At 57.2% G+C, this 26,592-nt stretch carries 22 protein-coding genes, 3 tRNA genes and 1 pseudogene; 8 read left to right on the top strand and 18 right to left on the bottom strand.

Features of this window, described 5'->3' with window-relative positions; translation table 11 throughout:
• Positions 1–123: 123 nt before the first annotated feature.
• The 6 genes from AB5Y94_RS01110 to AB5Y94_RS01085 all read right to left on the bottom strand — a co-directional run bounded on the left by AB5Y94_RS01110 (position 124) and on the right by AB5Y94_RS01085 (position 6,629).
• Positions 124–993: a tetratricopeptide repeat protein gene (locus AB5Y94_RS01110; RefSeq protein WP_274437888.1), complete on the bottom strand. Its 870-nt coding sequence runs from the start codon at positions 991–993 to the stop codon at positions 124–126.
• A gap of 113 nt (positions 994–1,106) precedes the next feature.
• A complete protein-coding gene (locus AB5Y94_RS01105; protein WP_005303968.1) occupies positions 1,107–1,442 on the bottom strand; it encodes a hypothetical protein in 336 nt (111 codons plus the stop codon).
• 125 nt (positions 1,443–1,567) lie between these two features.
• On the bottom strand, positions 1,568–1,909 hold the full coding sequence (locus tag AB5Y94_RS01100; RefSeq protein WP_368204519.1) for a DUF2956 domain-containing protein: 342 nt from the start codon (positions 1,907–1,909) through the stop codon (positions 1,568–1,570).
• 86 nt (positions 1,910–1,995) lie between these two features.
• Positions 1,996–3,834 carry a bifunctional UDP-sugar hydrolase/5'-nucleotidase gene (locus tag AB5Y94_RS01095; RefSeq protein WP_368204517.1) on the bottom strand — a complete coding sequence of 613 codons (1,839 nt, stop codon included), beginning with the start codon at positions 3,832–3,834 and terminating at the stop codon, positions 1,996–1,998.
• Between the two features lie 242 nt (positions 3,835–4,076).
• Positions 4,077–5,609, bottom strand: coding sequence for an EAL domain-containing protein (locus AB5Y94_RS01090; protein WP_368204516.1), 1,533 nt, complete (start codon positions 5,607–5,609; stop codon positions 4,077–4,079).
• 159 nt (positions 5,610–5,768) lie between these two features.
• On the bottom strand, positions 5,769–6,629 hold the full coding sequence (locus tag AB5Y94_RS01085; protein ID WP_005303956.1) for a Tim44 domain-containing protein: 861 nt from the start codon (positions 6,627–6,629) through the stop codon (positions 5,769–5,771).
• A gap of 445 nt (positions 6,630–7,074) precedes the next feature.
• Between AB5Y94_RS01085 and dnaB the strand changes: the two genes are divergently transcribed.
• Positions 7,075–8,469 (top strand): replicative DNA helicase, encoded by a 1,395-nt coding sequence (gene dnaB / locus AB5Y94_RS01080; RefSeq protein WP_010673258.1) that lies wholly within the window; start codon positions 7,075–7,077, stop codon positions 8,467–8,469.
• Between the two features lie 176 nt (positions 8,470–8,645).
• Positions 8,646–9,719 carry an alanine racemase gene (gene alr / locus AB5Y94_RS01075; protein ID WP_368204514.1) on the top strand — a complete coding sequence of 358 codons (1,074 nt, stop codon included), beginning with the start codon at positions 8,646–8,648 and terminating at the stop codon, positions 9,717–9,719.
• Positions 9,720–9,800: 81 nt separating this feature from the next.
• Here the strand turns inward: alr and AB5Y94_RS01070 are convergent.
• The 4 genes and pseudogenes from AB5Y94_RS01070 to AB5Y94_RS01055 form a co-directional block, all read right to left on the bottom strand.
• Positions 9,801–9,887: pseudogene (locus AB5Y94_RS01070) on the bottom strand (ferredoxin); the annotation flags it as partial.
• A 24-nt stretch (positions 9,888–9,911) separates the two neighbouring features.
• The gene (locus AB5Y94_RS01065; protein WP_017787727.1) at positions 9,912–10,160 is read right to left on the bottom strand and encodes a YfhL family 4Fe-4S dicluster ferredoxin; all 249 of its coding nucleotides are present in this window, start codon (positions 10,158–10,160) and stop codon (positions 9,912–9,914) included.
• Between the two features lies 1 nt (position 10,161).
• The gene (yegQ, locus tag AB5Y94_RS01060; RefSeq protein ID WP_005303943.1) at positions 10,162–11,526 is read right to left on the bottom strand and encodes a tRNA 5-hydroxyuridine modification protein YegQ; all 1,365 of its coding nucleotides are present in this window, start codon (positions 11,524–11,526) and stop codon (positions 10,162–10,164) included.
• A 218-nt stretch (positions 11,527–11,744) separates the two neighbouring features.
• Entirely contained in the window at positions 11,745–12,482 is a 738-nt protein-coding gene (locus AB5Y94_RS01055; protein WP_065018695.1) for an EAL domain-containing protein, read from the bottom strand.
• Positions 12,483–12,745: 263 nt separating this feature from the next.
• Here AB5Y94_RS01055 and AB5Y94_RS01050 point away from each other — a divergent pair, with 263 nt between their 5' ends.
• The 4 genes from AB5Y94_RS01050 to AB5Y94_RS01035 all read left to right on the top strand — a co-directional run bounded on the left by AB5Y94_RS01050 (position 12,746) and on the right by AB5Y94_RS01035 (position 17,679).
• A complete protein-coding gene (locus AB5Y94_RS01050; protein ID WP_201903799.1) occupies positions 12,746–13,468 on the top strand; it encodes a hypothetical protein in 723 nt (240 codons plus the stop codon).
• A 30-nt stretch (positions 13,469–13,498) separates the two neighbouring features.
• Positions 13,499–14,005 (top strand): CS1 type fimbrial major subunit, encoded by a 507-nt coding sequence (locus AB5Y94_RS01045; protein WP_201903797.1) that lies wholly within the window; start codon positions 13,499–13,501, stop codon positions 14,003–14,005.
• A 70-nt stretch (positions 14,006–14,075) separates the two neighbouring features.
• On the top strand, positions 14,076–16,532 hold the full coding sequence (locus AB5Y94_RS01040) for a TcfC E-set like domain-containing protein (RefSeq protein WP_368204512.1): 2,457 nt from the start codon (positions 14,076–14,078) through the stop codon (positions 16,530–16,532).
• The gene (locus AB5Y94_RS01035; protein WP_201903793.1) at positions 16,525–17,679 is read left to right on the top strand and encodes a hypothetical protein; all 1,155 of its coding nucleotides are present in this window, start codon (positions 16,525–16,527) and stop codon (positions 17,677–17,679) included. Before AB5Y94_RS01040 ends, AB5Y94_RS01035 begins: the two co-directional genes overlap by 8 nt.
• Positions 17,680–17,681: 2 nt before the next feature.
• On the opposite strand, the gene AB5Y94_RS01030 is transcribed toward AB5Y94_RS01035, so the two are convergent.
• Entirely contained in the window at positions 17,682–18,320 is a 639-nt protein-coding gene (locus AB5Y94_RS01030; RefSeq protein WP_368204511.1) for a response regulator, read from the bottom strand.
• 127 nt (positions 18,321–18,447) lie between these two features.
• On the opposite strand from AB5Y94_RS01030, the gene AB5Y94_RS01025 reads away from it, so the two are divergent.
• Complete coding sequence (locus AB5Y94_RS01025) at positions 18,448–21,885, top strand: transporter substrate-binding domain-containing protein (protein ID WP_368204509.1); 3,438 nt, start codon at positions 18,448–18,450, stop codon at positions 21,883–21,885.
• Here AB5Y94_RS01025 and AB5Y94_RS01020 read toward each other — a convergent pair.
• From AB5Y94_RS01020 to AB5Y94_RS01005, 4 genes are all read right to left on the bottom strand, one after another.
• Positions 21,859–22,146: a hypothetical protein gene (locus tag AB5Y94_RS01020; RefSeq protein ID WP_201903787.1), complete on the bottom strand. Its 288-nt coding sequence runs from the start codon at positions 22,144–22,146 to the stop codon at positions 21,859–21,861. The genes AB5Y94_RS01025 and AB5Y94_RS01020 overlap by 27 nt on opposite strands.
• 134 nt (positions 22,147–22,280) lie before the next feature.
• Positions 22,281–22,365 (bottom strand) — tRNA-Tyr (locus AB5Y94_RS01015).
• A gap of 31 nt (positions 22,366–22,396) precedes the next feature.
• Positions 22,397–22,481: transfer RNA gene (locus AB5Y94_RS01010), tRNA-Tyr, on the bottom strand.
• Positions 22,482–22,512: 31 nt separating this feature from the next.
• Positions 22,513–22,597: transfer RNA gene (locus AB5Y94_RS01005), tRNA-Tyr, on the bottom strand.
• A gap of 335 nt (positions 22,598–22,932) precedes the next feature.
• On the opposite strand from AB5Y94_RS01005, the gene AB5Y94_RS01000 reads away from it, so the two are divergent.
• On the top strand, positions 22,933–24,165 hold the full coding sequence (locus AB5Y94_RS01000; RefSeq protein ID WP_368204508.1) for a cysteine desulfurase-like protein: 1,233 nt from the start codon (positions 22,933–22,935) through the stop codon (positions 24,163–24,165).
• 46 nt (positions 24,166–24,211) lie between these two features.
• On the opposite strand, the gene AB5Y94_RS00995 is transcribed toward AB5Y94_RS01000, so the two are convergent.
• Genes AB5Y94_RS00995 through AB5Y94_RS00985 form a run of 3 tightly spaced genes read right to left on the bottom strand, consistent with a single transcriptional unit; the run spans position 24,212 to position 26,568 of the window.
• Positions 24,212–25,273: a chemotaxis response regulator protein-glutamate methylesterase gene (locus AB5Y94_RS00995; protein WP_368204506.1), complete on the bottom strand. Its 1,062-nt coding sequence runs from the start codon at positions 25,271–25,273 to the stop codon at positions 24,212–24,214.
• Between the two features lie 10 nt (positions 25,274–25,283).
• Positions 25,284–25,754, bottom strand: coding sequence for a chemoreceptor glutamine deamidase CheD (cheD, locus tag AB5Y94_RS00990; RefSeq protein ID WP_005303792.1), 471 nt, complete (start codon positions 25,752–25,754; stop codon positions 25,284–25,286).
• Positions 25,755–25,764: 10 nt separating this feature from the next.
• Complete coding sequence (locus AB5Y94_RS00985) at positions 25,765–26,568, bottom strand: protein-glutamate O-methyltransferase CheR (protein ID WP_010634880.1); 804 nt, start codon at positions 26,566–26,568, stop codon at positions 25,765–25,767.
• Positions 26,569–26,592 lie beyond the last annotated feature (24 nt).

The raw sequence follows: 26,592 nt of genomic DNA, 5'->3' as shown, positions 1-26,592 counted from the left end.
TCCCCCAGGCGGTGGCCAAGTGCGCCAACATCTGGGCCAGCCTACCCGGAGCCGGCTACGGCCAGCGTGAACACAAGCTGGCTGACCTGCTGGCCGCCCCGCTGCGTTTCTGACGATGGTTGACTAGAGCTTGCCCAGCGCCTTGAGCCTGGCCAGCCGCTCGGCCTCGTTGGCCTTGAGCCAGCGATCCTGCGACAGCAGAAACCAGGCGCGGGCGAAGTATTCGGCGGCGGCCGGATCATCCAGCGCCAGCGCATTCTCCCCCAGCTCTTCGAACACATAGCCATCCTCGGGCGCGCCGGCGGCGGCCATGTCGTCCTTCAGCTGGGTCAGCTCGGCCCGGGCCTGCTCGTGTTGTTCCTGGGCCCGGCTCAGGCGGGCCAGACTCCAGCGGGCGATAAAGGCCTTGGCCTGATTGTGGTGCTGCTCGTGCCAGGCCAGGCATTTTTGCTGACATTGACGGGCCTCATCCAGCCGGCCCAGTTCGAACAGGGTCCAACCCTGATTGTTGTAGAGGGTGGCGAGCCAGCCGCGCACCTTTGGATCCTGACTGCGTTCCGCCAGCTCCATCGCCAGCTGATGCCAGCGGCTCTGCTCCTCCAGCGGGGCGGCGATGGCCACCATGTGGGCCGCATCGATGGCGAGATAGAGCTCCTTGTGCTTGAGCCCAAGCTGCCACGCCTGTTCAAACAGCGTCCTGGCGCTGGCCTTGTCGCCGGCGGAGTTGAAGGTGCGGCCGCGCTCCAGCAGGGCGCGCAGGCGGGCCCGCGGGGTCGCTTCGGTGAGGCGGGGCTCTATCTCGTCGAGCAGCTGGTGCGCCTCGGCAAACTGGCGTTGCAGCGAATGGGTGCGGGCTATCTGGGTGAGCAGCTCCAGCTCGTATTGCAGGTCGGCGGCGGCGCGCGCCTCGGGCAGCAGAGCATGAAAACGCAGGGCGGTGGCGGCGGGGTCCTTGTAATCCCACTGCGCCATGAAATCGGGCGGATTGTCCATCTGGCCTCCTTGCTGGCGATCCTTTCACCAAGATGCCTGCAAGCCATTGTTTGTACAAGGGGCCCTCGTCACAGAGCGCCCCTTGAGTCATGGCAACGGCAGCGGCCAGCCGGTCAGTAGACCATGGCCAGGCTCATCAGCATCAGGCCGAGGGCGGCGAAGGCTCCCTCCTTGATGGCGAGGCGCGGCACCAGTGCCTTGGGCAGGGCCGGAAACAGGCTGAGGGCAAAGCCGAGCCCCGGCATCAGCCAGTGGAAGGCCGGGTTGCGCAGGCTCGGGTCTGCCGCACCATTGATGATGATGAGCAGAATGAAGAGGGTGAAGGCGGGCAGGATGAACCAGCGGGCACTGCCGGCCGCGACCGCTCGCAGCGGCGAGATGCGATAGAGCAGCAGGGTCACGATAAACAGCACCAGGGGGGCCAACAGGTAGAGGGGAGCCGGGTTCATAACGGATATCCTGAAAAAGGGGGTAAACAGCAGTGGCGGGATTTAATCAGCCCGCAGCCGGGATGACCAGCCACAAGGGCCCGGGCTGTGAAGAAGATCCCAGGCAAAGGTTTGCCGGCGGCGTCTCAGCGCAGCCAGTACCAGGTGGCAAAGCCGAGCCAGCTCAATCCCAGCAGCAGCCAGGGCAGGGGATGCTGGCGGGTCACTTCCACCAGTTCGACGATGTCGTCCTGCTCCTCATCCTGCTGCGCTGGGTGAGACTGTTTGGCCTTGGCCTGCAGTTTTTTCTGGCGATTGGCCTCGCGGGCCCGCGCTTTCATCTGCTTCTTGTATTCGTCTATGCCTTTCTGGATCCCCTGGGCGATCAGCTGGGTCTGCTCCTTGGTCTGTCCCGGTTTCTGGTTGGCGCGGGCAATTTTCATCGCCTCCAGCTGGGTCTCGGGGGAAATCTTGTCGTACTTTGCCATCAAAGGGTCTCCTCGGCATCGATTGGCGGGGAGTATGCCATAAAAACGGCGCCCTCAGGCGCCGTTGCAACAGCTTGTGAGCCGGATCAGGGCTTGTAGTAGGTCACGGTCGCATAGGGCAGCGGATTGAGGGTGCCCTGGGACTCGGCGTACTCCATAAACATCTCGTTCTCGCCCACGCCGGAGTCGACGTAGTCACCCTTGTTGGGCAGCTCTTCGCGCTTGAGCAGACCGCTATAGCCATCCTTGCCGGAAGCGATGTAGGTGTTGGCACCAACGCGGTAGACCTTCTCGTCATCCAGCGGCAGCCACTGGCCGTTGACGTCCAACATCTCCAGCTTGGTGATGCGGGAGCCCTTGGCCAGCTTGCCGTCATAGGTGTAGCTCAGGTGGCCGACGTAGGGGAAGGCACCGCTGGAGGCGGCGATCCCGGTCTCCAGACCGATGGAGTAGTCAACGGCGTACTCCAGGGTGGCACGCACGTCCTTGCCCTTGAGGTTGAAGGCGGCGATCTTGTTGCCAAACGGCAGCAGGGTCCCCATCACGTAACCGACCGAGAGCGGGCCCGCGTTCACGTCGGCACGCACACCACCGGCGTTCTGGATGGTGAAGTCCACCTTGGTGTTGAGCTTGTTGAGCTTCCAGTAGAGGGATTCGGCCACCAGGGGATCGATGAGGCCAGCGCCGTCCGGGGTGGTCGGCACGCGCACGTGGGGCAGCTTGGTCGGCACGTCGGCGATGATCTTGGCCTCGAGCTCGGCCACGGCCGGCTTGTACTCGGTGTCGATCACGTCGCGCATGGCGGTGTCTTCCGGCACGATCTCGATGACCGGAGACTTGCTGATGAAGTCGACCACGTTGGTCTGCTCGGTGCCGCTCAGCGGAACCTTCTTCTTGGCCACTTCCTTGGTGAAGTCGTCGCCGGTCATTAGGGTGTTGCGCCCTTCACACTTGGTGAGCTCGCCTTCCTTGCTCAGGGAGACGTTGACCAGGCCGTAGCCCTTGGCCCATTCGCCGGCCTGCACGATACAGGTCTTGCCGCCGTCCGGGTTGTTGACGATCTGGGCATAGGTGTTGTCGTCGGCCGGGTTCTGGTTGTGGGCGGTGTAGCCGATGCTGTTGAGCTCGGTGATGTCGCCGAGGAAAGTCTGGGAGTGACCGCCGACGATCAGGTCGATGCCGTTGACAGCCTTGGCGACCGCCTGGTCATTTTGCAGGCCGATATGGGTGACCATGATGATCTTGTTGGCACCCTTGGACTTGAGGGTGTCGACCATTTTCTGGGCGGTCTCAATCATCGGCAGGAATTGGGTGTCTTTGTCCGGTGAGGAAATATCATGCATATTTTCCAGCACCAGTCCGAAAATACCCACGCTCTCGCCATTGACTTCCTTAATGACATATTCGTGAATATTCTCGCTGTCCTTCAGGGTGGCGCTACTGGATTTCACCATATTGGAAGCCAATACCGGGAAATTCACCCGTGAGACGAAGTCTTTAATTGCCTGGTTGCCCAGATCGAATTCATGGTTGCCGAGCACCATGGCATCGATACCCATGTCGGAGAGCAGTCGGGATTCCTCTTCCCCCTTGAACTGGGTGAAGTAGAGGGTGCCCTGGAAGGCGTCACCACCGTTGAGCACCATGAAGTTGCGGCCTTCGCTGGCCGCCTGGCTGCGCAGCTCGTCCAGCTTGAACTTCAGACGCGGATAGCCGCCCAGCTTGGCGTTGAACTTGAACAGCTCCTGCCCGCTCGGCTGGATCGCCAGGGCATTTTCGGTCGGGTCGAGGTGGGCGTGGGTATCATTGATGTGGGCAATGGTCAGATCCAGCGGAATATGTTCCTTGCTGCTGTTTTCTGAATTGCAGGCGGTCAGCCCGAACAGGGTAATTGAGACGGTGACGGCCAGTAGCGTCTTCTTCATCGGTAATATTCCTCTTGTTGTTATAGTCCTGTATATCGTTCCTGCATGACAGGAGTGTGGCGATTCTAGGCAAAAAGTAATAATTGGAAATAAACAGAGCTGATTCCTTTGAGCTACTGCACATTAATAAAGCAAATAAACGTTTGCGTGATTTTGCGCAGCAGGACAGGGGCGCGGCGGGGATTTTCCATCAGCACGGCGGGTGATGCAACCCTGCCGTGCCCGGGCGGGATTCAGGGCGTTTAAATGATGTTCAGCCGCTGCAGAAATTGTTGCGGGGTGAGCGGGCGACCATAGAGATAGCCCTGCAGGTAGTCGACGTGACGCTCGGTGAGGAAGTCGGCCTGCTCCCGGGTCTCGACCCCCTCGGCGATGGTTTTCAACCCCAGCCGGGTCGCCAGGTTGATGGTGCTGTCGAGAATGTGGCGGGAGAGGGCGTTGGTGCCGATCATGGCGACGAAGCTCTGGTCGATCTTGAGATAGTCCACGTGAAACTGCTGCAGGTAGGTGAGGCTGGAGTGGCCGGTACCAAAGTCGTCCAGCCCTATCCTGACCCCCATCTGCCGCAACTCGTCAAACAGCTGCCCGGTGAGCTGGTTGGGGGTGATGAGCTCGCGCTCGGTCAGCTCCAGCACCAGGGTGACCTCGTTGGCGGCAAAGGCGGCGAGAAAGGTGCGGCAGTCATCCACCAGGCTCAGCTGCTGGCAGTGACGGGCACAGATGTTGAAGCTGAAGTGGAAGCGGGGTGGCAGCGCCGCCGCATGGGGGGCGAACTGCAGTCGCACCTGCTGCATCAGGGTCTGGGTCATCAGGATGATGAGGCCGCTCTCCTCCGCCAGCGGGATGAAGAGATCCGGTCGGATCAGACCCTGGCTGTGATGCTGCCAGCGCATCAGCACCTCGCAGCCGTGCAGCTGGCCACTCTGGCTGACGACGATGGGTTGCAGATAGGGGATGAACTCCTGCTTGATGATGGCGCGTCTGAGCTCCTGGGTCGGGGTCGAGATATGGCTCCACCAGCGGTAGGTGGCGAGGCCGGCCAGCCCTCCCAGGAGCAGGATCAGCAGTATGATGGTGCTCTGTTTTTGCAAGGTGGTGGTCAGCACGGCGCTCAGCGGAAATCCCTGATTGAGGCTGTAGTTGAATGCCGCCGAGTCGAGTCGGTAGTTGAAGCCCCGCAGCCTGGGCGGTTGGCCATCGTGCACCTTGCCACGCAGGTCGAGCCACTGCTCGCCTATCTGTACCCAGCTGTGCGCCCCGGCGAGGCGCCACTGCAGCGGTTTGCTCAGGTGATAGGGGTTGATGGCGACCACCACGGCGTTGTTCCCCTCACTCAGGTGATAAAACAGCAGCGACGGCTTGCGTCCGAGCCGGGTCACGGCCTCCAGTCTGAGTCGCTCGTGGCGAGCGTCCTGCAGCCGGTCCTCGAGATCGATCTCGTCGAAGATGGAGGAGCAGTAGAGGCGGCCGTTGCGGGAGAGGTTGATCGAGCGCACATAGGGGGAGGTGGCGACCAGCACCCGCAGCTCCCGGGCCACCTCGCGACAGGGGCGGCTGGCCAGCGGCAGGGCCGCCCTGGCCGCCTGGGTCGAATGGGAGAGAGCGCTGTCGATCTGCATGATGGCGCGTTCGGCGGCGGTCTGGGCCTGCTGCCGGGTCATCGACCAGGTTTGCCAGTAGAGGGTGGCAAGGGAGATGAGGATCAGGATGGCGCAGCAGAGCAGGCTGGCCAGGAGACGAGGCATGTTGCTGCTACGCAGAAAGGGGAACACCATGTACCACGCCTCGTGAAGGTTCAATTGAACAAAAAAAGGTCGGACATACTACACAATCACACCTCAATCTCCTAGCCACCACAAGGGGCTTCAGCGACCTCCAAAAAAGCAAAGGCGGCCCGCAGGCCGCCTTTATCCGTCATCTCTGGCTGGTCGAGCTTACAGCTGCTCGATGCCGACGATGTGCCAGGGTGCATTGTCCTTGGCCAGGTTGCGCTCGAGGTGCCACACCTCCTTGATGTCCTCCTCGACCTGCTCCTGGCGATCCATGTAGCGGCCGCTGAAGCGCACGCTCACCTGGGCCCAGTCGCTGCCGTAGTCGGCGCGCACCAGCTGGGTATCCACATACATCACCTCGGTGTGCTGCTCACCGGTCAGCTCGGCGCGGTCGGCCTTGAGCTGCTCGAACAGCTCGGGGCTGACGTATTCGCGGATCTTCTCCAGATCGTTCTTGTTCCAGGCTTCCTGCAGGGTGCGGTAGTGATCGCGGGCACCGGCCAGGAAACCGTTCATGTCAAAACCTGGCGGCAGGCGGAACGGCACGTCGCTGTCGGCGAAACCGGTGGCCTGCGGGGCGCTGTGGTTCTGCTCGAACTGCTGGGGAGCCGCACTCTGGGGCGGCTGATAGCCGGCATAGGCCGTCTGTTGCTGCTGCGATGCCGCCATCTTGCCCTTGCGCAGGGTGCGGAACAGGAACACGCCGCCCAGTGCCAGCAGGGCGATCAGCAGGAAGTCCATCCCTTGCAGGCCTTCGAAGGCACCGCTGCCCAGCAGGTAGGCGAACAGGCCGCCGGCCAGCAGGCCACCCAGCAGACCACCCATCATGCCGCTCTTTTTCGGCGGGGTCTGGGCGCCCACTGTGGGGTTCTTGGTGTCGACCGGCTTGGCGGCGGGCTGGGCCGGCGCCGTCTTGTAGCTCTTGCCGAAGGATTTGCCGCCGCCAAACTTCTTGGCTTCGGCGTGAGGTGCCCCCAGGCCAATGGCCAGGATCACGGCAAACAGGGTCAGCATCTTTTTCATTTTGACTCTTTTCACTCTCGTCTGTGGGTGGGGCATGCTCTGCTTTGGCAAGCTCAGCGAGGCGCATGGCAGGCTGCATGTCCCTAAATGTGTCGCAGCTTGGGCCGATATGTACCATGATTGGCATGAATTATTCATGAACGAAGAACCATGTCGTGTGGGTGTCAATGGCAGGAGTGTGTCCCATGAAAAACAGACGGTTGAGCCGAAAGGAGCGCAAACTGCGCAGCAAAACCAGACAGAGCAAGGGTGAACTGACCCTGGTCTGGCCCTTTATCGTGGTTTGAGCCCCGTTTTGCGCGGCAACGGACATCAGGAAGCGATGGCAGCAACCAACAGGAGGGCGGTTGGGCCACAGAGAAGTGAATAGCGCGTATTTGCGCTCGCGATGGCGGGGTTTCTTTTGTAAAATTCCCGTCCCCTTCCCGCTGCGGTTTTTATGTGTATGGCAGAGCAAGTGACGGCGAAAAAAGACGCCAAGACACAACAGCTGAAAGTACCTCCCCACTCTTTTGAGGCCGAACAGTCCGTACTGGGCGGCCTGATGCTGGACAACGAGGCCTGGGATCGGGTCGCCGAACGGGTGATCGACAAGGATTTCTACAGCCGCCCGCACCGCCTGATCTTCCAGGCCATGACCCGCCTCTCCAATGCGGGCAACCCCATCGACCTCATCACCCTCCAGGAGGAGCTCGAGCGCTCCGAGCAACTGGAAGAGGCCGGTGGCTTCGCCTATCTGGTGGAGATCGCCAAGAACACCCCGAGTGCCGCCAACATCAGCGCCTACGCCGAGATCGTGCGTGAGCGGGCGGTGGTGCGGGAGATGATCTCGGTCGCCAACGAGATAGTCGAAGCGGGTTACGAGCCCCAGGGCCGTACCTCCAACGATCTGCTGGATCTTGCCGAGAGCAAGGTATTCCAGATCGCCGAGCAGCGCACCAGCGCCAACGAAGGCCCCCAGCCCTTAAAGCTCATCCTCGAGCAGACCGTCGACAAGATTGAGGAGCTGTTCAAGACCCCCCACAACGGGGTGACCGGCGTCTCGTCGGGCTACAACGATCTGGACAAGATGACCGCCGGTTTGCAGCGTTCGGACCTGGTCATCGTCGCGGCCCGTCCCTCCATGGGCAAGACCACCTTTGCCATGAACTTGTGCGAGCACGCAGCGCTCACCGCCGACAAGCCGGTGCTTATCTTCTCCCTCGAGATGCCCTCCGAGCAGATCATCATGCGTATGCTCGCCTCGGTGGGGCGCATCGACCAGACCAAGGTGCGGACCGGTCAGCTCGACGACGAGGATTGGGCCCGTCTCTCCTCCACCATGGGGCTGCTGCTGGAGAAGGGCAAGATGTATATCGACGACTCCTCCGGCCTCACCCCGACCGAAGTGCGCTCCCGTGCCCGTCGGGTGGCGCGGGACAACGGCGGCATCAGCATGATCATGGTGGACTACCTGCAGCTGATGCGGGTGCCCAGCCTCTCCGACAACCGTACTCTGGAGATCGGTGAAATCTCCCGCTCCCTCAAGGCGTTGGCGAAAGAGCTGCAGTGCCCGGTAGTGGCGCTCTCCCAGCTCAACCGAAGCCTGGAACAGCGCGCCGACAAGCGCCCGGTCAACTCGGACCTGCGGGAATCGGGCTCCATCGAGCAGGATGCGGACTTGATCATGTTCATCTACCGCGACGAGGTCTATCACGACGACAGCCCCGACAAGGGGATCGCCGAGATCATCATCGGCAAACAGCGTAACGGCCCCATCGGCCGGGTGCGGCTCACCTTCCAGGGGCAGTTCTCGCGTTTTGACAACTACGCGGGTCCGGCGTTTGATGATGACTACTGATCATCAGGTGACCCGCTCTGCGTGCGTCACCCTGATGATGGTAAAGAGAGTTCCATAAACAGTTTTCCCGGTTCGACAATTCTGCCGGTCCGGCCTTAGACGATGACATTTGAGGGCTGACACCACCCGGTGCCTGACGCGTTGGCGCGTTATCATGCCCTCGTAAGGGAAAACAGATGAAAGCGGCTATCGCCCAAATCAATACAGCGGCCCTGCGCCACAACCTCGCCGTGGTCAAACGCCACGCTCCCCAATGCAAGATCATTGCGGTGGTCAAGGCCAACGCCTATGGCCACGGCTTGCTGCCGGTCGCCCGCACCCTGGTGGATGCGGACGCCTATGCGGTGGCCCGCATCGAAGAGGCGCTGATGCTGCGCTCCTGCGCCGTGGTCAAGCCCATCGTGCTGCTGGAGGGCTTCTTCAGCGCCGCCGACCTGCCGGTGCTGGCGGCCAACAACCTGCAGACCGCGGTGCACACCTGGGAGCAGCTCGAGGCGCTGGAGCTGGCCGAGCTGCCCGCTCCCGTGGTGGCCTGGCTCAAGCTCGACACCGGCATGCACCGGCTCGGGGTACGGGCCGACGAGATGCCTGCCTTTATCGAGCGGCTCGCCAAGTGCAAGAACGTGGTGCAGCCGTTCAACATCATGACCCACTTTAGCCGCTCAGATGAGCTGGAACAGCCCACCACCCGCGAGCAGATCGACCTGTTCAGCCAGCTGACCGCGCCGCTCAAGGGCGAGCGGGCCATGGCCAACTCGGCGGGCATCCTGGCCTGGCCGGATTCCCACTGCGACTGGGTGCGCCCGGGGGTGATCCTCTACGGCGTTTCGCCCTTCCCCAATACGGTGGCGGCGGATTACGATCTGCAGCCGGTGATGACCCTCAAGACACAACTGATTGCGGTGCGGGATCACAAGGCGGGCGAGCCGGTGGGCTATGGCGCCAACTGGGTGTCGGATCGCGATACCCGGCTCGGGGTCATCGCCATCGGTTACGGCGACGGCTATCCACGGATGGCCCCCAACGGCACGCCTGTGCTGGTCAATGGCCGCATCGTACCCCTGGTGGGGCGGGTCTCCATGGACATGACCACGGTGGATCTTGGCCCAAGCGCCACCGACAAGGCCGGCGACGAGGCGGTGCTGTGGGGTGAGGGGCTGCCGGTGGAGCGGGTGGCCGACCAGATCGGCACCATCCCCTACGAGCTCATCACCAAGCTCACCTCCCGTGTCTTTATGGAATACGTCTAGGTGCCGTGAGCGCCAAACGTGAAAAAGCCCCGCATGCGGGGCTTTTTTTATGATGTTGTTGCGACCTGCAGATTACCGATGTTACTGCCGGTGTATCCGCACGAACTTTTCCATCAGCTGCTCTTCGGTTTCCACCATATGGAGGGGATCCCGGAGGATGCAGTCCATGTAGAGCTGACGCTGATGCCAGTGTTACTGCCTGTGCATCCGCACGAACTTTTCCATCAGTTGATCTTCGGTCTCCACGTGGGCGGGATCCCAGATGATGCAGTCGATAGGGCAGACACTGATGCAGGTCGGCTTCTCGTAGTGACCGACGCACTCGGTGCAGCGACTGGGGTCGATCTCGTAGATCTCCTCGCCAAGGCTAATGGCCTGGTTCGGACACTCGGGATCGCACATGTCACAGTTGATGCACTTGTCGGTGATGAGCAGGGACATCTCAGGCGGCCGAGTGGGGCTGACGGGTGTCCTCGCGCTCGCCGAGGTTGCGCAGCAGGATGCCGTAGTTCACGTCCACTTCCTTCGGTACCGGTACGTAGACCACGTGGCCGTTGCCCGGCGCGGTGTCGATGAGTTCGCCCTTGCGGTTCTGCATCTGCTCCAGATTGAAGCTGAGGTTGCCCTGCGGGGTCATCAGCTCCAGGCTGTTGCCCACCAGGAACTTGTTCTTCACCTCGACTTCCACCATGTCGCCGTTGCGACCGGTGATCTCGCCGACGAACTGCTGGGTGTCGGAGACCGAGTAGCCGTAGTCGTAGTTCTGGTATTCGCTGTGGTTGTGACGGCGCAGGAAGCCCTCGGTGTAACCGCGGTGGGCCAGATTTTCGAGGGTGCCCATCAGGCTGCGGTCAAACGGCCGGCCGGCAACCGCATCGTCGATCGCTTTGCGATAGACCTGGGCGGTGCGTGCGCAGTAGTAGAAGGACTTGGTACGGCCTTCGATCTTGAGCGAATGGACGCCCATCCTGGTCAGCCGCTCCACGTGCTCGACGGCGCGCAGATCCTTGGAGTTCATGATGTAGGTGCCGTGCTCGTCCTCGAACGCGCTCATGTACTCGCCCGGACGGTTGGACTCTTCCAGCAGCACCAGCGCATCGGTCGGTTTGCCGGCACCCAGGGTCGGGTCGACCTTCTGCACGGCGATGGGCTCCTGGCGGTGGACGATCTGGCCCACCTCGTCCTCTTTACCCTCGTGCACCTTGTACTCCCAGCGGCAGGAGTTGGTGCAGGTGCCCTGGTTGGGGTCGCGCTTGTTGATGTAGCCGGAGAGCAGGCAGCGGCCGGAGTAGGCCATGCACAGGGCGCCATGGACGAACACTTCCAGCTCCATCTCAGGGACCTGCATGCGGATCTCTTCGATCTCGTCCAGCGACAGCTCGCGAGAGAGGATGGCACGGGTCAGGCCCATCTGATGCCAGAACTTCACCGTAGCCCAGTTGACCGCGTTGGCCTGCACCGAGAGGTGAATGGGCATGTCCGGGAAGGCTTCACGCATCATCATGATGAGACCGGGGTCGGACATGATCAGCGCATCCGGGTTCATCTCCACCACGGGGCGCATGTCGCGGATGAAGGTCTTGAGCTTGGAGTTGTGGGGCTGGATGTTGGCCACCACGTAGAACTGCTTGCCGAGGGCATGGGCTTCGTTGATGCCGAGCTGCAGGTTCTCGTGATCGAATTCGTTGTTGCGCACCCGCAGGCTGTAGCGGGGCTGGCCGGCATAGACGGCATCGGCGCCATAGGCGTAGGCATAACGCATGTTCTTGAGGGAACCTGCGGGGGAGAGCAATTCTGGTTTAAACATGTCGGACTCTTATGTCTGATTGCAAATCAGGACGGCGCCACCTGATGGCGTCGTATGGGTTGAGCTGCGCCGGGAGTGGATACTCACACCGCCACCCGGTCACGGCATACCCGGCATCGGCCGGATAAACGGGGTGCGAGATTGTACTCGCCCTCACCGCATCATGCAATTTGGCAGGGAATCATCCCCGGCGCGAGTCGACGGGTAAAATGGGCCGCTCAGGCCCAGCGGGAGAGGGGGGAAGGCATGGCGTAGGCGTAGCCCTGCTGATAGTCGCAGCCGAGCCGGTTGGCTGTCTCGATGTGCTGCAGGGTTTCGACCCCTTCGCACACCACCTTGATGCCAAGCCGCTGCAGGTACTCCACCAGACCGGTCAGCATGCGCAGGGCATGGGGTGTCTTGCTGGCTTGCAGCAGCAGGGAGCGATCCAGCTTGATGATCTCGTAGGGTAGCGCCATCACTCGCTGGAAGTTGCAGGCCAGGGTGCCAAAATCGTCGCAGGCGATGTGGGCACCGTGCTCGCGCAGCACCTCGATCAGCGCCCGATGCGGAGGGTGCAGCGGGGCGTGCTCCAGCACCTCGAACCAGATCTCGATCCCCAGCTTGCGCGCCTGCATCAACACCAGCAGCAACAGGTTCTGATAGGTGGGGCTGCTCAGGGTCGGGTTGAGATTGATGGAAAGAAAATAGGGTCCGGCCTGCGCCAGGGTCGGCAGATCCCGCATGATGGCCCTGAGCATGACGACATCAAGATGCAGGGATTGCTCCTCACTGAGGGAGGCGAAGTCGATGCCCTGATAGCTCTGCTGGGCCGGCTCCCAGCGTCTGGCCAGCACCTCATAACCCTTGACCTGATGATCCCGACCGATGATCGGCTGATAAAACGGCACAGCAGGCTCGGCGGCCGCGATGCTTGCCATGTCACTCATTGGGTACTCTTCTTGAAATGCAAACACGGCACTCACCTGTTGACGGATATGACTGCGGATAATACAGGAGAGATGGGTTAATGCTCTGTAGGAATCCTCTGATAATGCGGTCGAATTTGCAAAGTCAATATAGGACTTTTCTGATTAACTTCCCGCCAAGTTATAAATACACTGGATCCAGTGATATGCAGCCAGCTTGTATTTTTATAAATAAGTTAAATTCCTGCATGTGAAACCTATTTTTATAAATGAATTAAATTCCTGCATGTGAAACCCAGTCTGGAACTGTCATGAAGAAAACATTTTTTATCTTGTCTCTGATATTCAGTGGCAATGCGCTGGCATCAGCTGAAATCAGTATAGGTACGCTCTATGACTATATGTCTGGCCAGCAGAGTACTTATTTAAAGCGTATTCGTAATCAGGGTGATGCTACCGCCTTTGTAAAGGTCGCCATTCACGAGATCACCTACGATGTGGCTGGCCAGCCGCAGGAGTCGGCAGAGTTAACCGAGGGGCGTAGAACACTGATTGCCAGCCCCTCCCGCATGATTATTCCGGCCAACGGGGTGCAGGCAACACGGCTGTTGTATATGGGGGAACGGGACAAGGAGCGCTATTTCAGGGTCCGTTTTATTCCTGTGTTGCCAAAACAGGAGGACGGGTTCGAGCTGGATGCGAATATAGCTCAAGAGAATCAGCAGCAAGTCTCGGCTGGGGTCAATATATTGACCGGCTTTGGCGCCATTATTTTTGTGATGCCAAAAGAGAGTCGATTTGATACCCGATTGATAAAGACAGATACCATGACGACTGTCGTGAATAAAGGCAATGCCACCATAGTGCTGGATTTTTTTGAAGAGTGTGATGGGCGGAAAAAAAACTGTTCCGCCCCAAGCAAGATCCATCTGTTGCCAAACATGCAGAAGCAACTGGTGAAAAAGAGCGATCACCTTTATCAGTTTGAACTGATTGAAGGTGACAAAAGCAGAAACATGGTGATTGGTCACTGATGTTTCTTATATCCGAGAGAGGAGAGAGTGATGAAAGTATGGATAGCTGCGCCTCTGGCCATGCTGGTGTCGGCCAACTTGATGGCTGCGGAACGTATTGAGCATCAAGTCACTGTGACTGCACAGATCCCGACCGAGGCCTTCTATGTGCAGCCGACAGGCGGTGACAACTGGATGAACGTACCGCAGAAGCTGGCTTACAACCCATATACCAAAAAGTTGGACAAGCTTACCAAGCAGTTGGATGTAAAAAGCACAATCGGAGCAATTACCGGTTATTTGACCAATCCGGCCATGATGGCCAGCGGTAATGACAACATCGCATTGACCGTAAAAATTGGTGGGGTCACGTTGGGGACAACATCCGTGGAAGTTATGAAGGCGGATGATGCCAAGACCGGCAAGTTGCTCGGGTTGGAAGTGATCCCGGCGGATGCTCCTGTCGCGGGTTATAAGCCAGGTAACTACCAAGGTGTGGTCAACATGATTTTTGAGTCGGAAGCTCCCAAAGGAGAAGCACCCAAAGGCGGCGTATAAACCGATTGATGGAGGCTCCCTGCATCAAGGGAGCCTTTTTGTCTGTGCTTAGAAGAAGTGGGATAGATACATGCAGTATTTCTCTTTCCTGTTGATCCTGGTTGTGTTTTGCGCACCTGCCTGGGCCACGGGTAGGCATGTTGCACAACCCCTTGATCTGTTGCAACAAGTAGAGGGTTTGCCTGATGGCTTTGCCGATCACTTCTTCGGCGTCCCGCTGGCGGTGCGCATCCTGGTGGATGGGCAACTGCTGGGGGAGGGCGAGATAGTGCTGGGCAAAGACACCAGCGTACAACTGTTGGCTCTGACCAGCAGCCATGAAAGTGAGCTGGACGAGCGTAGCCGTCAGCGTTGGACCAAGGCGCTGGAGGCATCCCATCGACTGGGCCCATGTCAGAATCCATGCGCTGACGAAGTACTGGCGCTGGAGTACAGCCTAGAGAACTCCCAGTTATCGGTGCTGACGGCCGGTGCCGAGAAGGGACAGCCGCAGAACCGTTATTACAATCTGCCCAGTGGGGGCAGCTATGGCGCCCTGTTACGCCATCAGTTGAACCTGACCCAGCAGGAAGGTGAGCTGCGTAGTGGCCGTTACAACCTAATTGCACAGGGAAGCATAGGCCAATGGACTCCGCTGTTTGAGGGAGAAGTGAGCCAGTCCGGCAACGGGCAGGCGGCGCAGCATCATGTGCAGCAACTTTATGCCGAACGTGAGGGAGAGGGGCGCTTCTACCGGCTGGGCTACTTCTCGCCTTATGCACAAGGTTTGGTGCGTCAACCTACCCTATTTGGCGGGGGAATCCCGACCGTGTTGGGTGTCATGCTGGGGGACTCCGACACCCTGTTGATAGAGCAAGGCCAGGCCAGTACCACTCCTGTCTATGTCACCCCGAGCCGGCCTGGCATGGTCGAGATCTACCGGGACGGGTTGCTGATCAACTCGCAACAGGTGAGTGCGGGACTGCAGGCGCTGGATACCAAGGTGTTGCCTGCGGGCATCTATGAAGTGGAACTGAGAGTGCTGGAAGACGGCCAGATTACCGAAAGGCGGCGCGAGATGATCTACAAGCCGATGAACTGGCAAAACCCCGATGAGGCATGGCGTTTCAACCTGTTTGCTGGCCAGCAGACCCGCCTGTTTAGCAACTGGGAAGAGGACACTCCCAGTCCTCTGAGTAGCGGTATCATGCTCAATTATTTGCTCACACCCTCCGTGATCGTCGGGGCATCCAGCCAGTATATCGACCAGCGCTGGCAGCACGGTCTTTCTGCCGACTGGAGCCTGAATGATCAGTGGCGGCTGTTTGGTAACCTGATGTCGACACAGGAACTTGGAAGCGGCTTCGATCTGCAGGCCTTGTATCACTATGGCGAGGGTAGCTTGGTGCTCAGCCACCAGCAGCAGCACCAGAAAGGGCCAGTTTGGGAGGGGAGTCACGACCTCAAGCAGAGCAATATATCGTTGCAGCAGCGGCTCGACGAGCGACACTTTGCCAACCTCTATTTGGCACATCAGGCGGAGCGTGGGTTGGGGGTTGATCTGGGCTGGCGTTACAACGGCGAGCTACTCGGTCAGACGGTGAGCTGGAACCTGACGGTATTTGACCGGCCAGGTAGCATCAGTACCGATAACGCGAGGGACAGGGGGAGTATGCTCTCTCTAAGCATGAACTTGGGTGGAGAACGTAGTCAATTGGCTGTCGGTATAGGTAGTCGAACCTCCCGTTCCGGCGGGCAAGAGCGTAACGGATCTCTCAGTTACCAGCAGTTACTGGAGTGGGGGGCCCTGCAGAGCGTCGGGGTAAATCTGACAACTGACAGTTATGGCGTCGGCACAGCAGGCTATGCCAGGTTTCAGGGGGATCTGGTCAGTGGTGATGCCTACCTGTTGTCTTCCTCCTATAACCGTACTCTGAGCGGTGGGCTCAATCTTGACAGCACCCTGGCGTTTGGTGATGAGGGCAGTCTGACCATGACCGGCCAATCTCAGGGGTATGATGCGGGCATGATAGTGGATCTGGAGTCCGATATGCCTGATCTGATCTTGCGTGCCGATGACGATCAGGGTGGTAATATCAAGTTGCGGCCAGGGCGCAACCTGATACCCGTAGCAGCCTATCGCAGCGGTGCTGTTGAGCTGGATCTGGCTGGCCATGATGCCTCTTCGGTGAGCATTCGCCCCAACGTGTTGCCTTATCACCTCAACAAGGGGGGGGTGGCCTATCATCAGGTTCACGTCATGAAGACGGTAACAGTCATTGGTCGTCTGTTGGATGAGAAGGGGGCTCCTTTGAAGGGGGCAATGGTTGTCAATCATGCAGGTAGAACCATGAGTGAAGTGGATGGTTTTTTTGCCGTTGAGATGAGCGCCCGCAATCCAATCTTGAAAATGGAGATAAACGGCATTAGCCAGTGTGAGACTGTTGTCGATGTCCCCACCTTACCAATAAATAGCAGAATACTATTTTTAGGTGATCTAGCCTGTCACAGTTTAGAAACAAAATTGAGTTCAGTTAAATATGATTAAAACATTAATTTTTATATTTATATTTATGATGCCATTTACGATGGCGCATTCCGTCGTTTTGAAGGTCAATGCAGAATACTCACAATCACGGGATAACCCTGGAAAAAATGAATTTAGAATTACAGACCCTTGTATAAAACTACCACTATCTTATTTCTGTGATGATAATGTGTCTAGAGTGGTTGCTGTGGATGCAGATATTGACAAACCAATATTTAGAGGTAGTAATGCATGGGACCGATTTTTTTTCCATAGCTTCCCTAGAGAAAAATCTGTCACACTAACTAGCCCCACAGGCAGTAAAGTGAACATGAAATTCTCCTTTACTCATACCGGCTATACTCTAAAAAATGTAGGGGTGGATATTGGTGATGCATATCAGGCGCATCCTAACTCGAACTGTTCCCTAGTTGATCGAGATACCGCGAGTAGCACCAAAACAGTATTTTATTCAATCACGGCCAACGCTCAAAAAAATGGTGGCTCATGTTACACGAAAATATATCCAAACCCAATTAGAAGGATCAATGCGATAATAAGTAAATATTATTTCGGTTATAAACTTTCTGCTGATAACATAGACGCTATTCCGAATGGTCGATACCAAGGAAGAGTGACACTTACTGTTGGTTCATCAAACAAAGATCTTGATCTTGGTAATTCGGCATATAGAGCACCATCAATTATCGAAATGGATATATCTTTAGTTGTAAGAAATCAAATGAAAGTAGAGTTTCCTCATGGTAGTAATACAGTTGTCTTGACGCCACCTAAAGGCTGGTGGAATTCAACATTGCCTACAGTATTAAACTCAAGGTTACCTGTGAGAATATCAAGTGATACGCCTTTCTGGATCGGTTTGATGTGCCAGTATACACATGTGGGTGGCGGGCAATGTGAAATAAGAGATGGCTCTGGTAGCCATAGAGTACCAATTGTTATTTCACGTAATAATGCAGACGGGAAGTTTATTTTAAGTCCATCCGTGAAAGTGCCATTTAAGAATAGTAAAGAAAGTGCTAATGATTTTTTCTTATTTGAAATAGAACAGTCTAAAGTTGATGAAATGAGGAAGCGACCAGGAGCTACATATAAAGGCATTGTGACATTAATTGTCGATGCAACAATACCTGTTGGTGGTATGTAATATTAAACTAAACCGTTATTTTGTGCATAAAAAAACAGTTCACTATCGCTTTGCAAGCCTAGTCGCATCATTGCGCTCTTTTTCTGTGTACTGATGGTCTTCACGCTGCGATTCAAGTGTTCTGCTACCTGAGTGACCGACATGCCACTGGCCAGCAAACGCACTACCTCGCTCTCTTTTGGTGTAAGTGGGGTGAGATCGGTGTGATGAGATATGCCGGCCTCGGTCAGCAGGTTTTTAACAGACTTACCTATATAAGTGTGGCCAAGCAGCACCTGGCGAATGGCTTCTGATAACTCGGTGATAACAGATTTTTTTAATATCAGGCCACTAATCCCACATTGAAGCAGAGCCTGTAATATTGCATTGTTGTGGAGTTGTGTCAGCACAATGATCGCCAAATTGGGATATTCTCTGCGTAATTTCTGTACCATTATGAGGCCATCACTGCGACTATCACCCGGCATGCTGAAATCTGTTATCAGCAAGTCACATGGCTGTTGCCTTAATAAAATAAACAAATCAGAAACACCATATGCCTCTGCAACAACATCACAACGTGGTGTTATTTTTTCAATCAGGCTACGGATACCAGCTAAAATCAATGGGTGATCATCGGAAATTATAACTTTGAAGGTCATGAATGAGTCTCAATTAATATTCTCAATAAAATTAAGACTATCAAAGCTGACATTGATATACTACCGTACGCGCCCTGTTTTTTATTTTTATATGTATAAGTTTATTTGTAAAGATATGTAAATTGCCATGTTGATATTTGTCTCATTAAGGTCATCATTCAGTAGTATTGTTGTTGGTTTTTTTTTATTCTTTGCTCCTGTATTACTGGCTTCCGAGCCTCCCGAGGTATCCACTATTGAGGTCGGTATATTAGCTGGAGGATGGGTTCCTTTTCAGCGATGGGATGGTAAGGTTGCCGCTGGATTCAGCGTGGAATTAATGGAGAAATTAGCAAATAAACTGGATTACCGGATTGTTTGGCATGCCTACCCTGACTGGGATGCCATGTATGCTGATATCTGTCGTGGCAAGATTGATATCTTGCTCGATGCTTTTAATGCTGGGGGAAGCTCATGTGTCACTTACAGTTTGCCCTATTACACCTCACCGACCGTGGTAGTGGTGCGTCAGGACAGCACCCTCTTTCGCGACGTGAGCCGGTTACAGTCTGCGAGCATTGCTATAGAAAAGGGTTTTATGACGGAGAAGCTGGTAAAGCTGCACTATCCGAAGGTTACACCACGGCTCTTTTTAGATACGCGCAGCGCACTTCAGGCGGTGGAGCAAGGGCGAGCCGATGCCTATATCGGTAATCTGTATGTAGCCAACCTGTTTATCAAGCGTCATCCTGCGCTGGCGGTTGTTGCACAGTCTCCCCTGTTGATGGAGACCCTTCATCTTGGTGTTACCAGCCAGAATAAAACGCTTTCTACCCGGCTAAATACAGCCATTCAGGCGTTGACGGTCGAGGCCCGCAGCGAGCTTGAGAAGCGCTGGTTGGGGGAGAACCTGATTCCCAACTTTATGGGTCACAGTAATTTTTTGCTGCGTCCTGATGAGCGAGCATGGTTGTCGGCTCTGCCACCATTGAAGTTGGGCTTGAGTACTAATTGGATCCCTTTTTACTATAGCGACAGGGATGGCAATCTGGTTGGAATGGCAGTTGACTATCTGGATGTGCTGAAAGAGAAGCTTGGCTTGGCTTACAGCAGGGTGCCGGTGCAGAACTGGCCTGATCTTCAACAACGGTTGCTGCATCATGATGTCGATCTTGTTGTGTTGCCAACCCGCATCATCGACAGGTTGATAGGTTGGCATGCCAGCCAGCCTTTCGCATCATTTCCCATGGTACTGGTGACTGCAAGCGGGTCGCCCACCATCGGAGATATCACGGATCTGACAGGCAAGCGCCTGCTGTTGACTGACAGCATGTTAATTCCGCAGATCAAGGCGCTGTTGCCGGATGTAACAATTAAGGTGACAAGCAACGCCAGCGAGGGATTGGCGGCGGTTGCCGCCGGGAAGGGGGATGCCTATATCGGCAATCTGGTGGTGGTGTCGCGACTTATTGCGGAGCAGTTTGAAGATCAGCTTAATATTGCAGCCCCTTCGCCCTTCAAGGATGAGCTGGTGGTGGCGGTACGTGAGCCCTATGCCCCGCTTCTGCCCTTGGTCAACCGGGTGCTGGCCAGCATGAGCAACAAGGAGCGACGGCAGATCCGCAATACCTGGTTGGCATTGAACTACAGCGAGGGGGTGCCATGGCAGCAACTGATGCGCACTCTGATCCCGTTGGGGTCGGGTATAACCCTCTTTATCTTGGTTATCTGCATCGCGTATTGGCGCCTTCGTCAGGAAATTACCAGACGTCAGCAGGTGGAGCTGGCACTGGCCAGAGCGAAAGAGCGGGCGGAATCGGCGGCGGCCATGAAAGGGGAGTTTCTGGCCACCATGAGCCACGAGATCCGTACCCCGATGAATGGTATCGTCGGTATGGTGGAGCAGCTCACCTTTACCGAGCTGACGCAGGATCAGCGCCAAATGGTGGAGGTTATCAACCGCGGTGCCCAAGGGTTGCATGCACTGATCGACAACGTGCTTGATTTCGCCAAGCTGGAGGCAGGCAAGATGCAGCTTGAAGAAGCTCCGTTTCTTGTCCGAGAGCTGATCGACAGTGTGCTGACCATGACGGTGAGCGAAGTGCATCGCAAGGGGTTGCGCGTCTATCTCTGGGCGGATGCCGGTGTAGCGGCCCGGGTGAGCGGTGATGCGCTGCGCTTGCGTCAGATCCTCTTCAACTTTGTCAGCAATGCCATCAAGTTCACTGAGCGGGGCTTTATCGAGATTTCAGTAGAACTGCTGGCACAGGGGGAGGGGCAACAGCAATTGCGCTTCGGCGTGCGCGACAGCGGCATCGGTATGAGCGCCGAGGCGCTTGGCCGGATCTTCAATGCCTTTGAACAGGCGGAGAGCTCCACCACCCGCAGTTATGGTGGTACTGGTTTGGGGCTGAGCATCTGCCAGACTCTGGCTACCTTGATGGGGGGAGAGATCCGGTTAGAGAGCTCCCTTGGGCTCGGTACTTTCATCACTCTGACTGTCAGGTTGTCGGTGCTGGCACAGCGAGAGCCGGATCTCCGTCTCAATGGCGTGCAAGCCTGCATCGAACTGTATGACGAGAAGCTGTGTCACACCCTGCTGTTGCATCTCGATGCATTGGGGGTAACACGAACATCGGAGTCTGGTGATGCTCAGTTGCGTTTCACTGATCATGAGTTGGCGGCCAAGGGGGTCATTCGGGTGCAGCCGCTGTCGACTCCGCTTGGCTATCGCTGTGATGAGGGTGGTTACATCCTCAACAGCAATCCCATGACCTGGCATGCGGTGCGGGAAGTCTGCTATCACCAGTTTGGCTTGAGGGATAGGGCCGCAACGAAAGCGATACGAAAGAACGCCCCCATGCTGCCTTGTCGGATATTGCTGGTGGAAGATAATTCCCTCAACCAGCAACTGGTGATACGACAGCTCGGGCAGCTCAGGCTGAACTGCGAACTGGCCGAGCACGGCCAGCAAGCCCTCGAGATGGTCGCGCAGTATCCCTATGATCTCGTGCTCTGTGACTGTCAGATGCCGGTCATGGATGGTTATGAGTTCACGCGCAGGATACGGGCTGCAGAGAAAGGCGAGCGGCAACTGATCATCGCCATGACGGCCAATGTGTTGCCGGAACAGGCTGAACGCTGTTTTGCCGCGGGCATGGACGATCTGCTGGGCAAACCGGTGCTGCTGGATACTCTGCGTCAGATGTTGCAGAAGTGGCAAATCTTACCCGCACCAACCTTGATCGATATCGCAGCAATGGAGGCTTTTTTTGGTCATGGTGACAAGTTGCGCCAGATGTTTCCGCTTTTTCGCCAAGAGCTTGAACAGTCGATGGCACAGGAGCCACTCGATGACAATGCATTGGCCAATTGGGTACATCGTCAGGCGGGGACTATCAGCATGATGATGGCGCCGGAGTTGGCTGAACAGGCATGGCGATTGGAAGAAAAAGTTCGTCAGTTTGGATCGCCAGCTTGTGCAGATGAGCTGACACGCTTTCGTGCCCAGTTACAGCAAATCGTCGATGAATTGACGTTATTGAGCGAGAAAGGGCACTCAGTTATCGAGGGAGAGCTGGAGTAAGGGGAACTGCTCACTCATAAAATTTCGGGAGGGATGGCCATTGCCTGCGCCGTCCAGCCATTCCCAGTCCAGTTTTGGCGAGCCAGCTTTGAAGCGCTGATAGGCAACGCCCTGGTCGACGGTCAGAAACAGGGTGGTGGGCAGGCCGATGCGGTTGATGTAGCGCACCATCACCTCTCCGCGATAGGAGCTCAGTCGTTGCTGCAACTGCGGCAGACTCAGCCCGGTTGCCTGTCCCTTCTCATCCCAGATCTCAAACATGGTCATGTCCTTGAACGATATGGCAATACTGTTTCCAAAAGCGGGCCCACAGGCAATTGTCAGATCTGACAGTGTCAAATGAATAGATGCATGAAAAGCGAAAACCCGGCACTAGGCCGGGTTTTCTTGAATGATGGTGGAGGGAGAAGGATTCGAACCTTCGAAGGCAGAGCCGTCAGATTTACAGTCTGATCCCTTTGGCCGCTCGGGAACCCCTCCACAGGGGTACTACACAAATTGTTCAGGAAGATGGTGGAGGGAGAAGGATTCGAACCTTCGAAGGCAGAGCCGTCAGATTTACAGTCTGATCCCTTTGGCCGCTCGGGAACCCCTCCACGGGGTATTTTCCTGATTGTTGCACTTGAATGGTGGAGGGAGAAGGATTCGAACCTTCGAAGGCAGAGCCGTCAGATTTACAGTCTGATCCCTTTGGCCGCTCGGGAACCCCTCCCCAAGTGCGAGGCGCATACTATCAGATCTTCGCTCTTTGTGAACCCCTTGCGGGCATATCTGGCGACAAAAAAGTATCATTCGGTCATTTTTTGATATTTGTCGCTCATTTTTCACGCTTATCAACGACTTCCCTGCTGCTGTCTGGCATTGATCAGGATGGTGGCGAGGCGAGGTGCCGTACCAGCCGGTAGCCATCAGGCAGCGTTTTATACTGAAAAACTCACCTTATTTTGTAAGTGTGATGGCTGACCGCTTCACTGATGGACATTGCTGCTGCCGCATTTTACTCTCGCCATGTTATTCAACTGTTAACATGGATTGTGGACTTCTCCTATGCAGGCTCTCGATATCGCCGTGTTGCGCGGCCAGTTCCCCGCTCTCAATCAGCTGGTTGAAGGCAAAACCCCCGTTTTTTTTGACGGCCCCGGCGGGGCCCAGGTGCCACACGCCGTGCTCACGGCCATGACAGATTACCTCGGCCGCTTCAACGCCAATCTGGGCGGCCCCTTTTTCTCGGCCAGGGCGACCGAGCAGCAGGCCCTGCGGGCCAGGCTGGCGGTGGCGGCCTTGCTGGGGGCGGAGCGGGCTGAAGAGATAGTGTTCGGCGCCAACTTCACCACCCTGACCTTTGCGCTGAGTCGTGCCTTGGCCAGAGAGTGGCAGGCGGGGGACGAGATTATCGTCAGCGCGCTCGATCACTACTCCAACGTCTCCAGCTGGCAGCAAGCGGCAGCGGATCGTGGCGTGGTAGTGCATCAGGCAAGAGTAGATGTGACGACCGGGGGATTGGACTATGCGCATCTGTTCAGCCTGCTCGGACCCAAAACCCGGCTGGTGGCGGTAACAGCGGCCTCCAACACCACGGGCACTCTGGTCGACATTCCGCGTATCGCCGATGCGGTGCACGGGGTGGGGGCCCTGCTCTATGTAGATGCGGTGCACTTTGCGCCCCACGAGCGCATCGACGTGCAGGCCTGGGATTGCGACTTCCTCGGTTGTTCCGCCTACAAGTTTTTCGGTCCGCACCTCGGCATCCTCTTCGGCAAGCATCGCCACCTGGCGCATTTCACCCCCTACAAGGTTGAACCGGCCAAAGATGTGGCGCCCTACAAGTGGGAAACCGGTACCCAGAGCTGGGAGGCGCTGGCGGGAGTAGAAGCGACCGTAGAGTATCTGGCCTCCTTGTCCGGGCTGGACGGCTCCGAACACAAGCTGGAAGCTCGCCTCGATCTGGCGTTTGCCCGCAGCCAGGCCCATGAGCGGCAGCTCAGCGAGCATCTGCTGGCCAGGCTGGCCGAGCGCCCCTGGTTCACCCTGCACGGCATTCAGGGCAGCAAGGGGCGCACTCCTACCTTCGCCCTCACTTCAAGCCGTCATAGTCCCGCCGAGATGGCCGAGTTTCTGGGGCAACATCAGGTGTGCAGCTGGGCCGGCCACTTCTATGCGCTGGCGCTGGTGGAGCAGCTGGGGGTGAGCGACGGTGTGCTGCGAATAGGCTGCATGCACTACAACACCTCGGCGGAGATTGATCGCCTGTTCGCCCTGCTCGACGACATGCCGCATTGAAACAACACAGCCCGGTCAGGCCGGGTTGTGTCACCTCATCTGTCTGCTAGCGTCCCACGATGGCGTGATGGATATCCTGCAGCGGTAGGACATGGCGGGCGGCGCCGAGCTTGATGGCCTCCTTGGGCATGCCGAAGACCACGCAAGAGGCCTCATCCTGGGCAAATGTATTGGCACCTGCCTCCAGCATCTCGCGCAGCCCGCGCGCACCGTCATCCCCCATCCCGGTCATGATGATGCCGGTGGCATTGCCGCCGGCAAACTTGGCCACCGAGCGAAACAGCACGTCCACCGAAGGACGGTGGCGGTTGATGAGGGGGCCGTCCATCACGTCGACGTGATAGTAGGCGCCGCTGCGCTTGAGCAGCATGTGCTTGCCGCCCGGGGCGATGAGCGCGAGCCCGGGGATCACCCGATCGTTGCTTCTGGCCTCCCGCACCTCTATCTGGCACAGGTTGTTGAGCCGCTCGGCAAAGGAGGCGGTGAACTTCTCCGGCATGTGCTGCACGATGACGATGCCGGGGCAGACCCGGGGCAGGGTAGTCAGCACGGCCTCCAGTGCCTGGGTGCCGCCGGTGGAGGTGCCGATCGCCACGATCCGCTCCGTGGTCTGGGCCATGGCATGCTGGCTGGCCGGCGCCATGATGGCGTCGGCATTGAGCTTGGGGGCGACCGTGGTGGACTGGGTTCTGACTTGGCGTCTGACATTGGCCTGGGCGGCGGCGCGCACCGCCATGGCCAGTTCTTGTGCCGACTCCTGCAGGAAGCTTTTCAGACCGACCGTGGGCTTGGTGATGATGTCGACGGCGCCGGCGGCCATCGCCTGCAGCGTGGTTTCCGCCCCCTTCTCGGTCAGGGATGAGCAGATCACCACTGGGGTGGGGTGCTCGGCCATGATCTTGGTGAGGAAGGTGATGCCATCCATGCGTGGCATCTCCACGTCCAGCACGATCACGTCTGGCCACTCCTTCTTCAGTTTCTCTTGTGCAAACAGCGGGTCGGAGGCGGTGGCAATCACCTTGATATCGGGCTCCTGCTCGAGAATGGCCTGCAACACCTGCCTCACCACGGCGGAATCATCCACCAGCATGACTCTTATCTGTTTCATTCCCGTCCCCTTAGCGGTGTGGCAAGCGATGATGACGTACCCAGACATTGCCGTTGGCCAGCTCGAAAATCAGACTTCTGTGTCCCGCATGGCCAAGATGATGGGCCTTGATGGTCAGGCCCAGGTGCTGGGTCAGCTGCCAGGCCGCCTTGATGTTCTTGATGGCCACATTCATGGTGTTGAGCGTTTGCTGTTCTATAAACATGTTGCCGCCGCCAAACAGCTTGACCTCGTATTCATGGATGGGGGCGGGGTGCTTGCCTATTTCGTGGATAAAAAGCTGGATTGCCTCATCGGCATAACGACCGTCCAGACTCGGTGCGCTGTGGCCGCGGCTGGGCAGCATGTAATGGCACATGCCACCTCGCTTCTGCTCCGGATGCCACATGGTAATGGCCACGCAGGAGCCAAGATGGGTGCGGATGATGGCGTCATCCTGCCCAAAGAAGAACTCGCCCGGTTGCAGCATGACCTCTTTCATACTGAAAAACTCAAGGTTTCAAATAGATGGAAGGTGATACCAGTTGCAGGCCGTGGGGCAGGCCGTTCAGGCTCTCGGCATGACTGACGATGAGATAGCCCCCTTTTCTCAGGCGCGGCACCAGCCGTTGCAGCACCTGCCCCTTGGTTTCCCGGTTGAAATAGATCATCACGTTGCGGATCAGGATGACGTCGAACAGCCCGATGTCAGGCAACTCCTGATTCAGGTTGATATGGTAAAACTGCACTTTCTCGCGCAGCTTGCGATCGATGATGAAGGTGCCCTCCTGAAAGCCGACCCCCTTCAGGCAGTACTTCATCAACAATGGCAGCGGGATGTTGTGGGCCCGTTCGATGGGATAGAGCCCCGTTCTCGCCTGTTCCAGCACCCGGGTCGAGATATCCGAGGCGATCACTTCCCAGTTACCCAGCTCCAGATGGTCGGCCAGGGTCATGGCCAGGCTGTAGGGCTCTTCGCCGGAAGAGCTGGCTGCGCTCCAGATCCGAACCATCCGCTCTTTTGGCAACTGGCGCAGCACCTTGGTCCCGAGAAATTCGAAATGCTTGGGTTCGCGAAAAAAGTAGGTCTCGTTGGTGGTGAGCAGATCGAGCGCAATCTGCAGTTCACTGCCGCGGTTGTGCATGATCAGGCTGAAATAGTCGCCATAGCTCTCCAGCTCATAGTAACAGAGCCGTTTTGACAATCGGCTGGCGACCAGGGCCTTCTTGGCCGGTGACAGATCGATCCCCGCCGTCTGGTGGATCCAGCGTTGAAACTGCGCAAATTCATCATCATGCAACTGGGTCTGATACACGGAAGGACTCCCGAAACAAACGGG

Origin of the sequence: Aeromonas sp. s5 (assembly GCF_040907865.1) — a bacterium.
Taxonomy (GTDB): Bacteria; Pseudomonadota; Gammaproteobacteria; order Enterobacterales; family Aeromonadaceae; genus Aeromonas; species Aeromonas dhakensis.
Note: the sequence above shows the minus strand (reverse complement) of the source record. Positions and strands in the feature narration are given on the sequence as shown.

Bases quoted from the DNA above. Each gene is read 5' to 3' on its own strand.
- AB5Y94_RS01110 (WP_274437888.1), bottom strand. From the start codon at position 993: ATGGACAATCCGCCCGATTTCATGGCGCAGTGGGATTACAAGGACCCC.
- AB5Y94_RS01105 (WP_005303968.1), bottom strand. From the start codon at position 1,442: ATGAACCCGGCTCCCCTCTACCTGTTGGCCCCCCTGGTGCTGTTTATC.
- AB5Y94_RS01100 (WP_368204519.1), bottom strand. From the start codon at position 1,909: ATGGCAAAGTACGACAAGATTTCCCCCGAGACCCAGCTGGAGGCGATG.
- AB5Y94_RS01095 (WP_368204517.1), bottom strand. From the start codon at position 3,834: ATGAAGAAGACGCTACTGGCCGTCACCGTCTCAATTACCCTGTTCGGG.
- AB5Y94_RS01090 (WP_368204516.1), bottom strand. From the start codon at position 5,609: ATGGTGTTCCCCTTTCTGCGTAGCAGCAACATGCCTCGTCTCCTGGCC.
- AB5Y94_RS01085 (WP_005303956.1), bottom strand. From the start codon at position 6,629: ATGAAAAAGATGCTGACCCTGTTTGCCGTGATCCTGGCCATTGGCCTG.
- dnaB (WP_010673258.1), top strand. From the start codon at position 7,075: ATGGCAGAGCAAGTGACGGCGAAAAAAGACGCCAAGACACAACAGCTG.
- alr (WP_368204514.1), top strand. From the start codon at position 8,646: ATGAAAGCGGCTATCGCCCAAATCAATACAGCGGCCCTGCGCCACAAC.
- AB5Y94_RS01065 (WP_017787727.1), bottom strand. From the start codon at position 10,160: ATGTCCCTGCTCATCACCGACAAGTGCATCAACTGTGACATGTGCGAT.
- yegQ (WP_005303943.1), bottom strand. From the start codon at position 11,526: ATGTTTAAACCAGAATTGCTCTCCCCCGCAGGTTCCCTCAAGAACATG.
- AB5Y94_RS01050 (WP_201903799.1), top strand. From the start codon at position 12,746: ATGAAGAAAACATTTTTTATCTTGTCTCTGATATTCAGTGGCAATGCG.
- AB5Y94_RS01045 (WP_201903797.1), top strand. From the start codon at position 13,499: ATGAAAGTATGGATAGCTGCGCCTCTGGCCATGCTGGTGTCGGCCAAC.
- AB5Y94_RS01040 (WP_368204512.1), top strand. From the start codon at position 14,076: ATGCAGTATTTCTCTTTCCTGTTGATCCTGGTTGTGTTTTGCGCACCT.
- AB5Y94_RS01035 (WP_201903793.1), top strand. From the start codon at position 16,525: ATGATTAAAACATTAATTTTTATATTTATATTTATGATGCCATTTACG.
- AB5Y94_RS01030 (WP_368204511.1), bottom strand. From the start codon at position 18,320: ATGACCTTCAAAGTTATAATTTCCGATGATCACCCATTGATTTTAGCT.
- AB5Y94_RS01025 (WP_368204509.1), top strand. From the start codon at position 18,448: ATGTTGATATTTGTCTCATTAAGGTCATCATTCAGTAGTATTGTTGTT.
- AB5Y94_RS01020 (WP_201903787.1), bottom strand. From the start codon at position 22,146: ATGTTTGAGATCTGGGATGAGAAGGGACAGGCAACCGGGCTGAGTCTG.
- AB5Y94_RS01000 (WP_368204508.1), top strand. From the start codon at position 22,933: ATGCAGGCTCTCGATATCGCCGTGTTGCGCGGCCAGTTCCCCGCTCTC.
- AB5Y94_RS00995 (WP_368204506.1), bottom strand. From the start codon at position 25,273: ATGAAACAGATAAGAGTCATGCTGGTGGATGATTCCGCCGTGGTGAGG.
- cheD (WP_005303792.1), bottom strand. From the start codon at position 25,754: ATGAAAGAGGTCATGCTGCAACCGGGCGAGTTCTTCTTTGGGCAGGAT.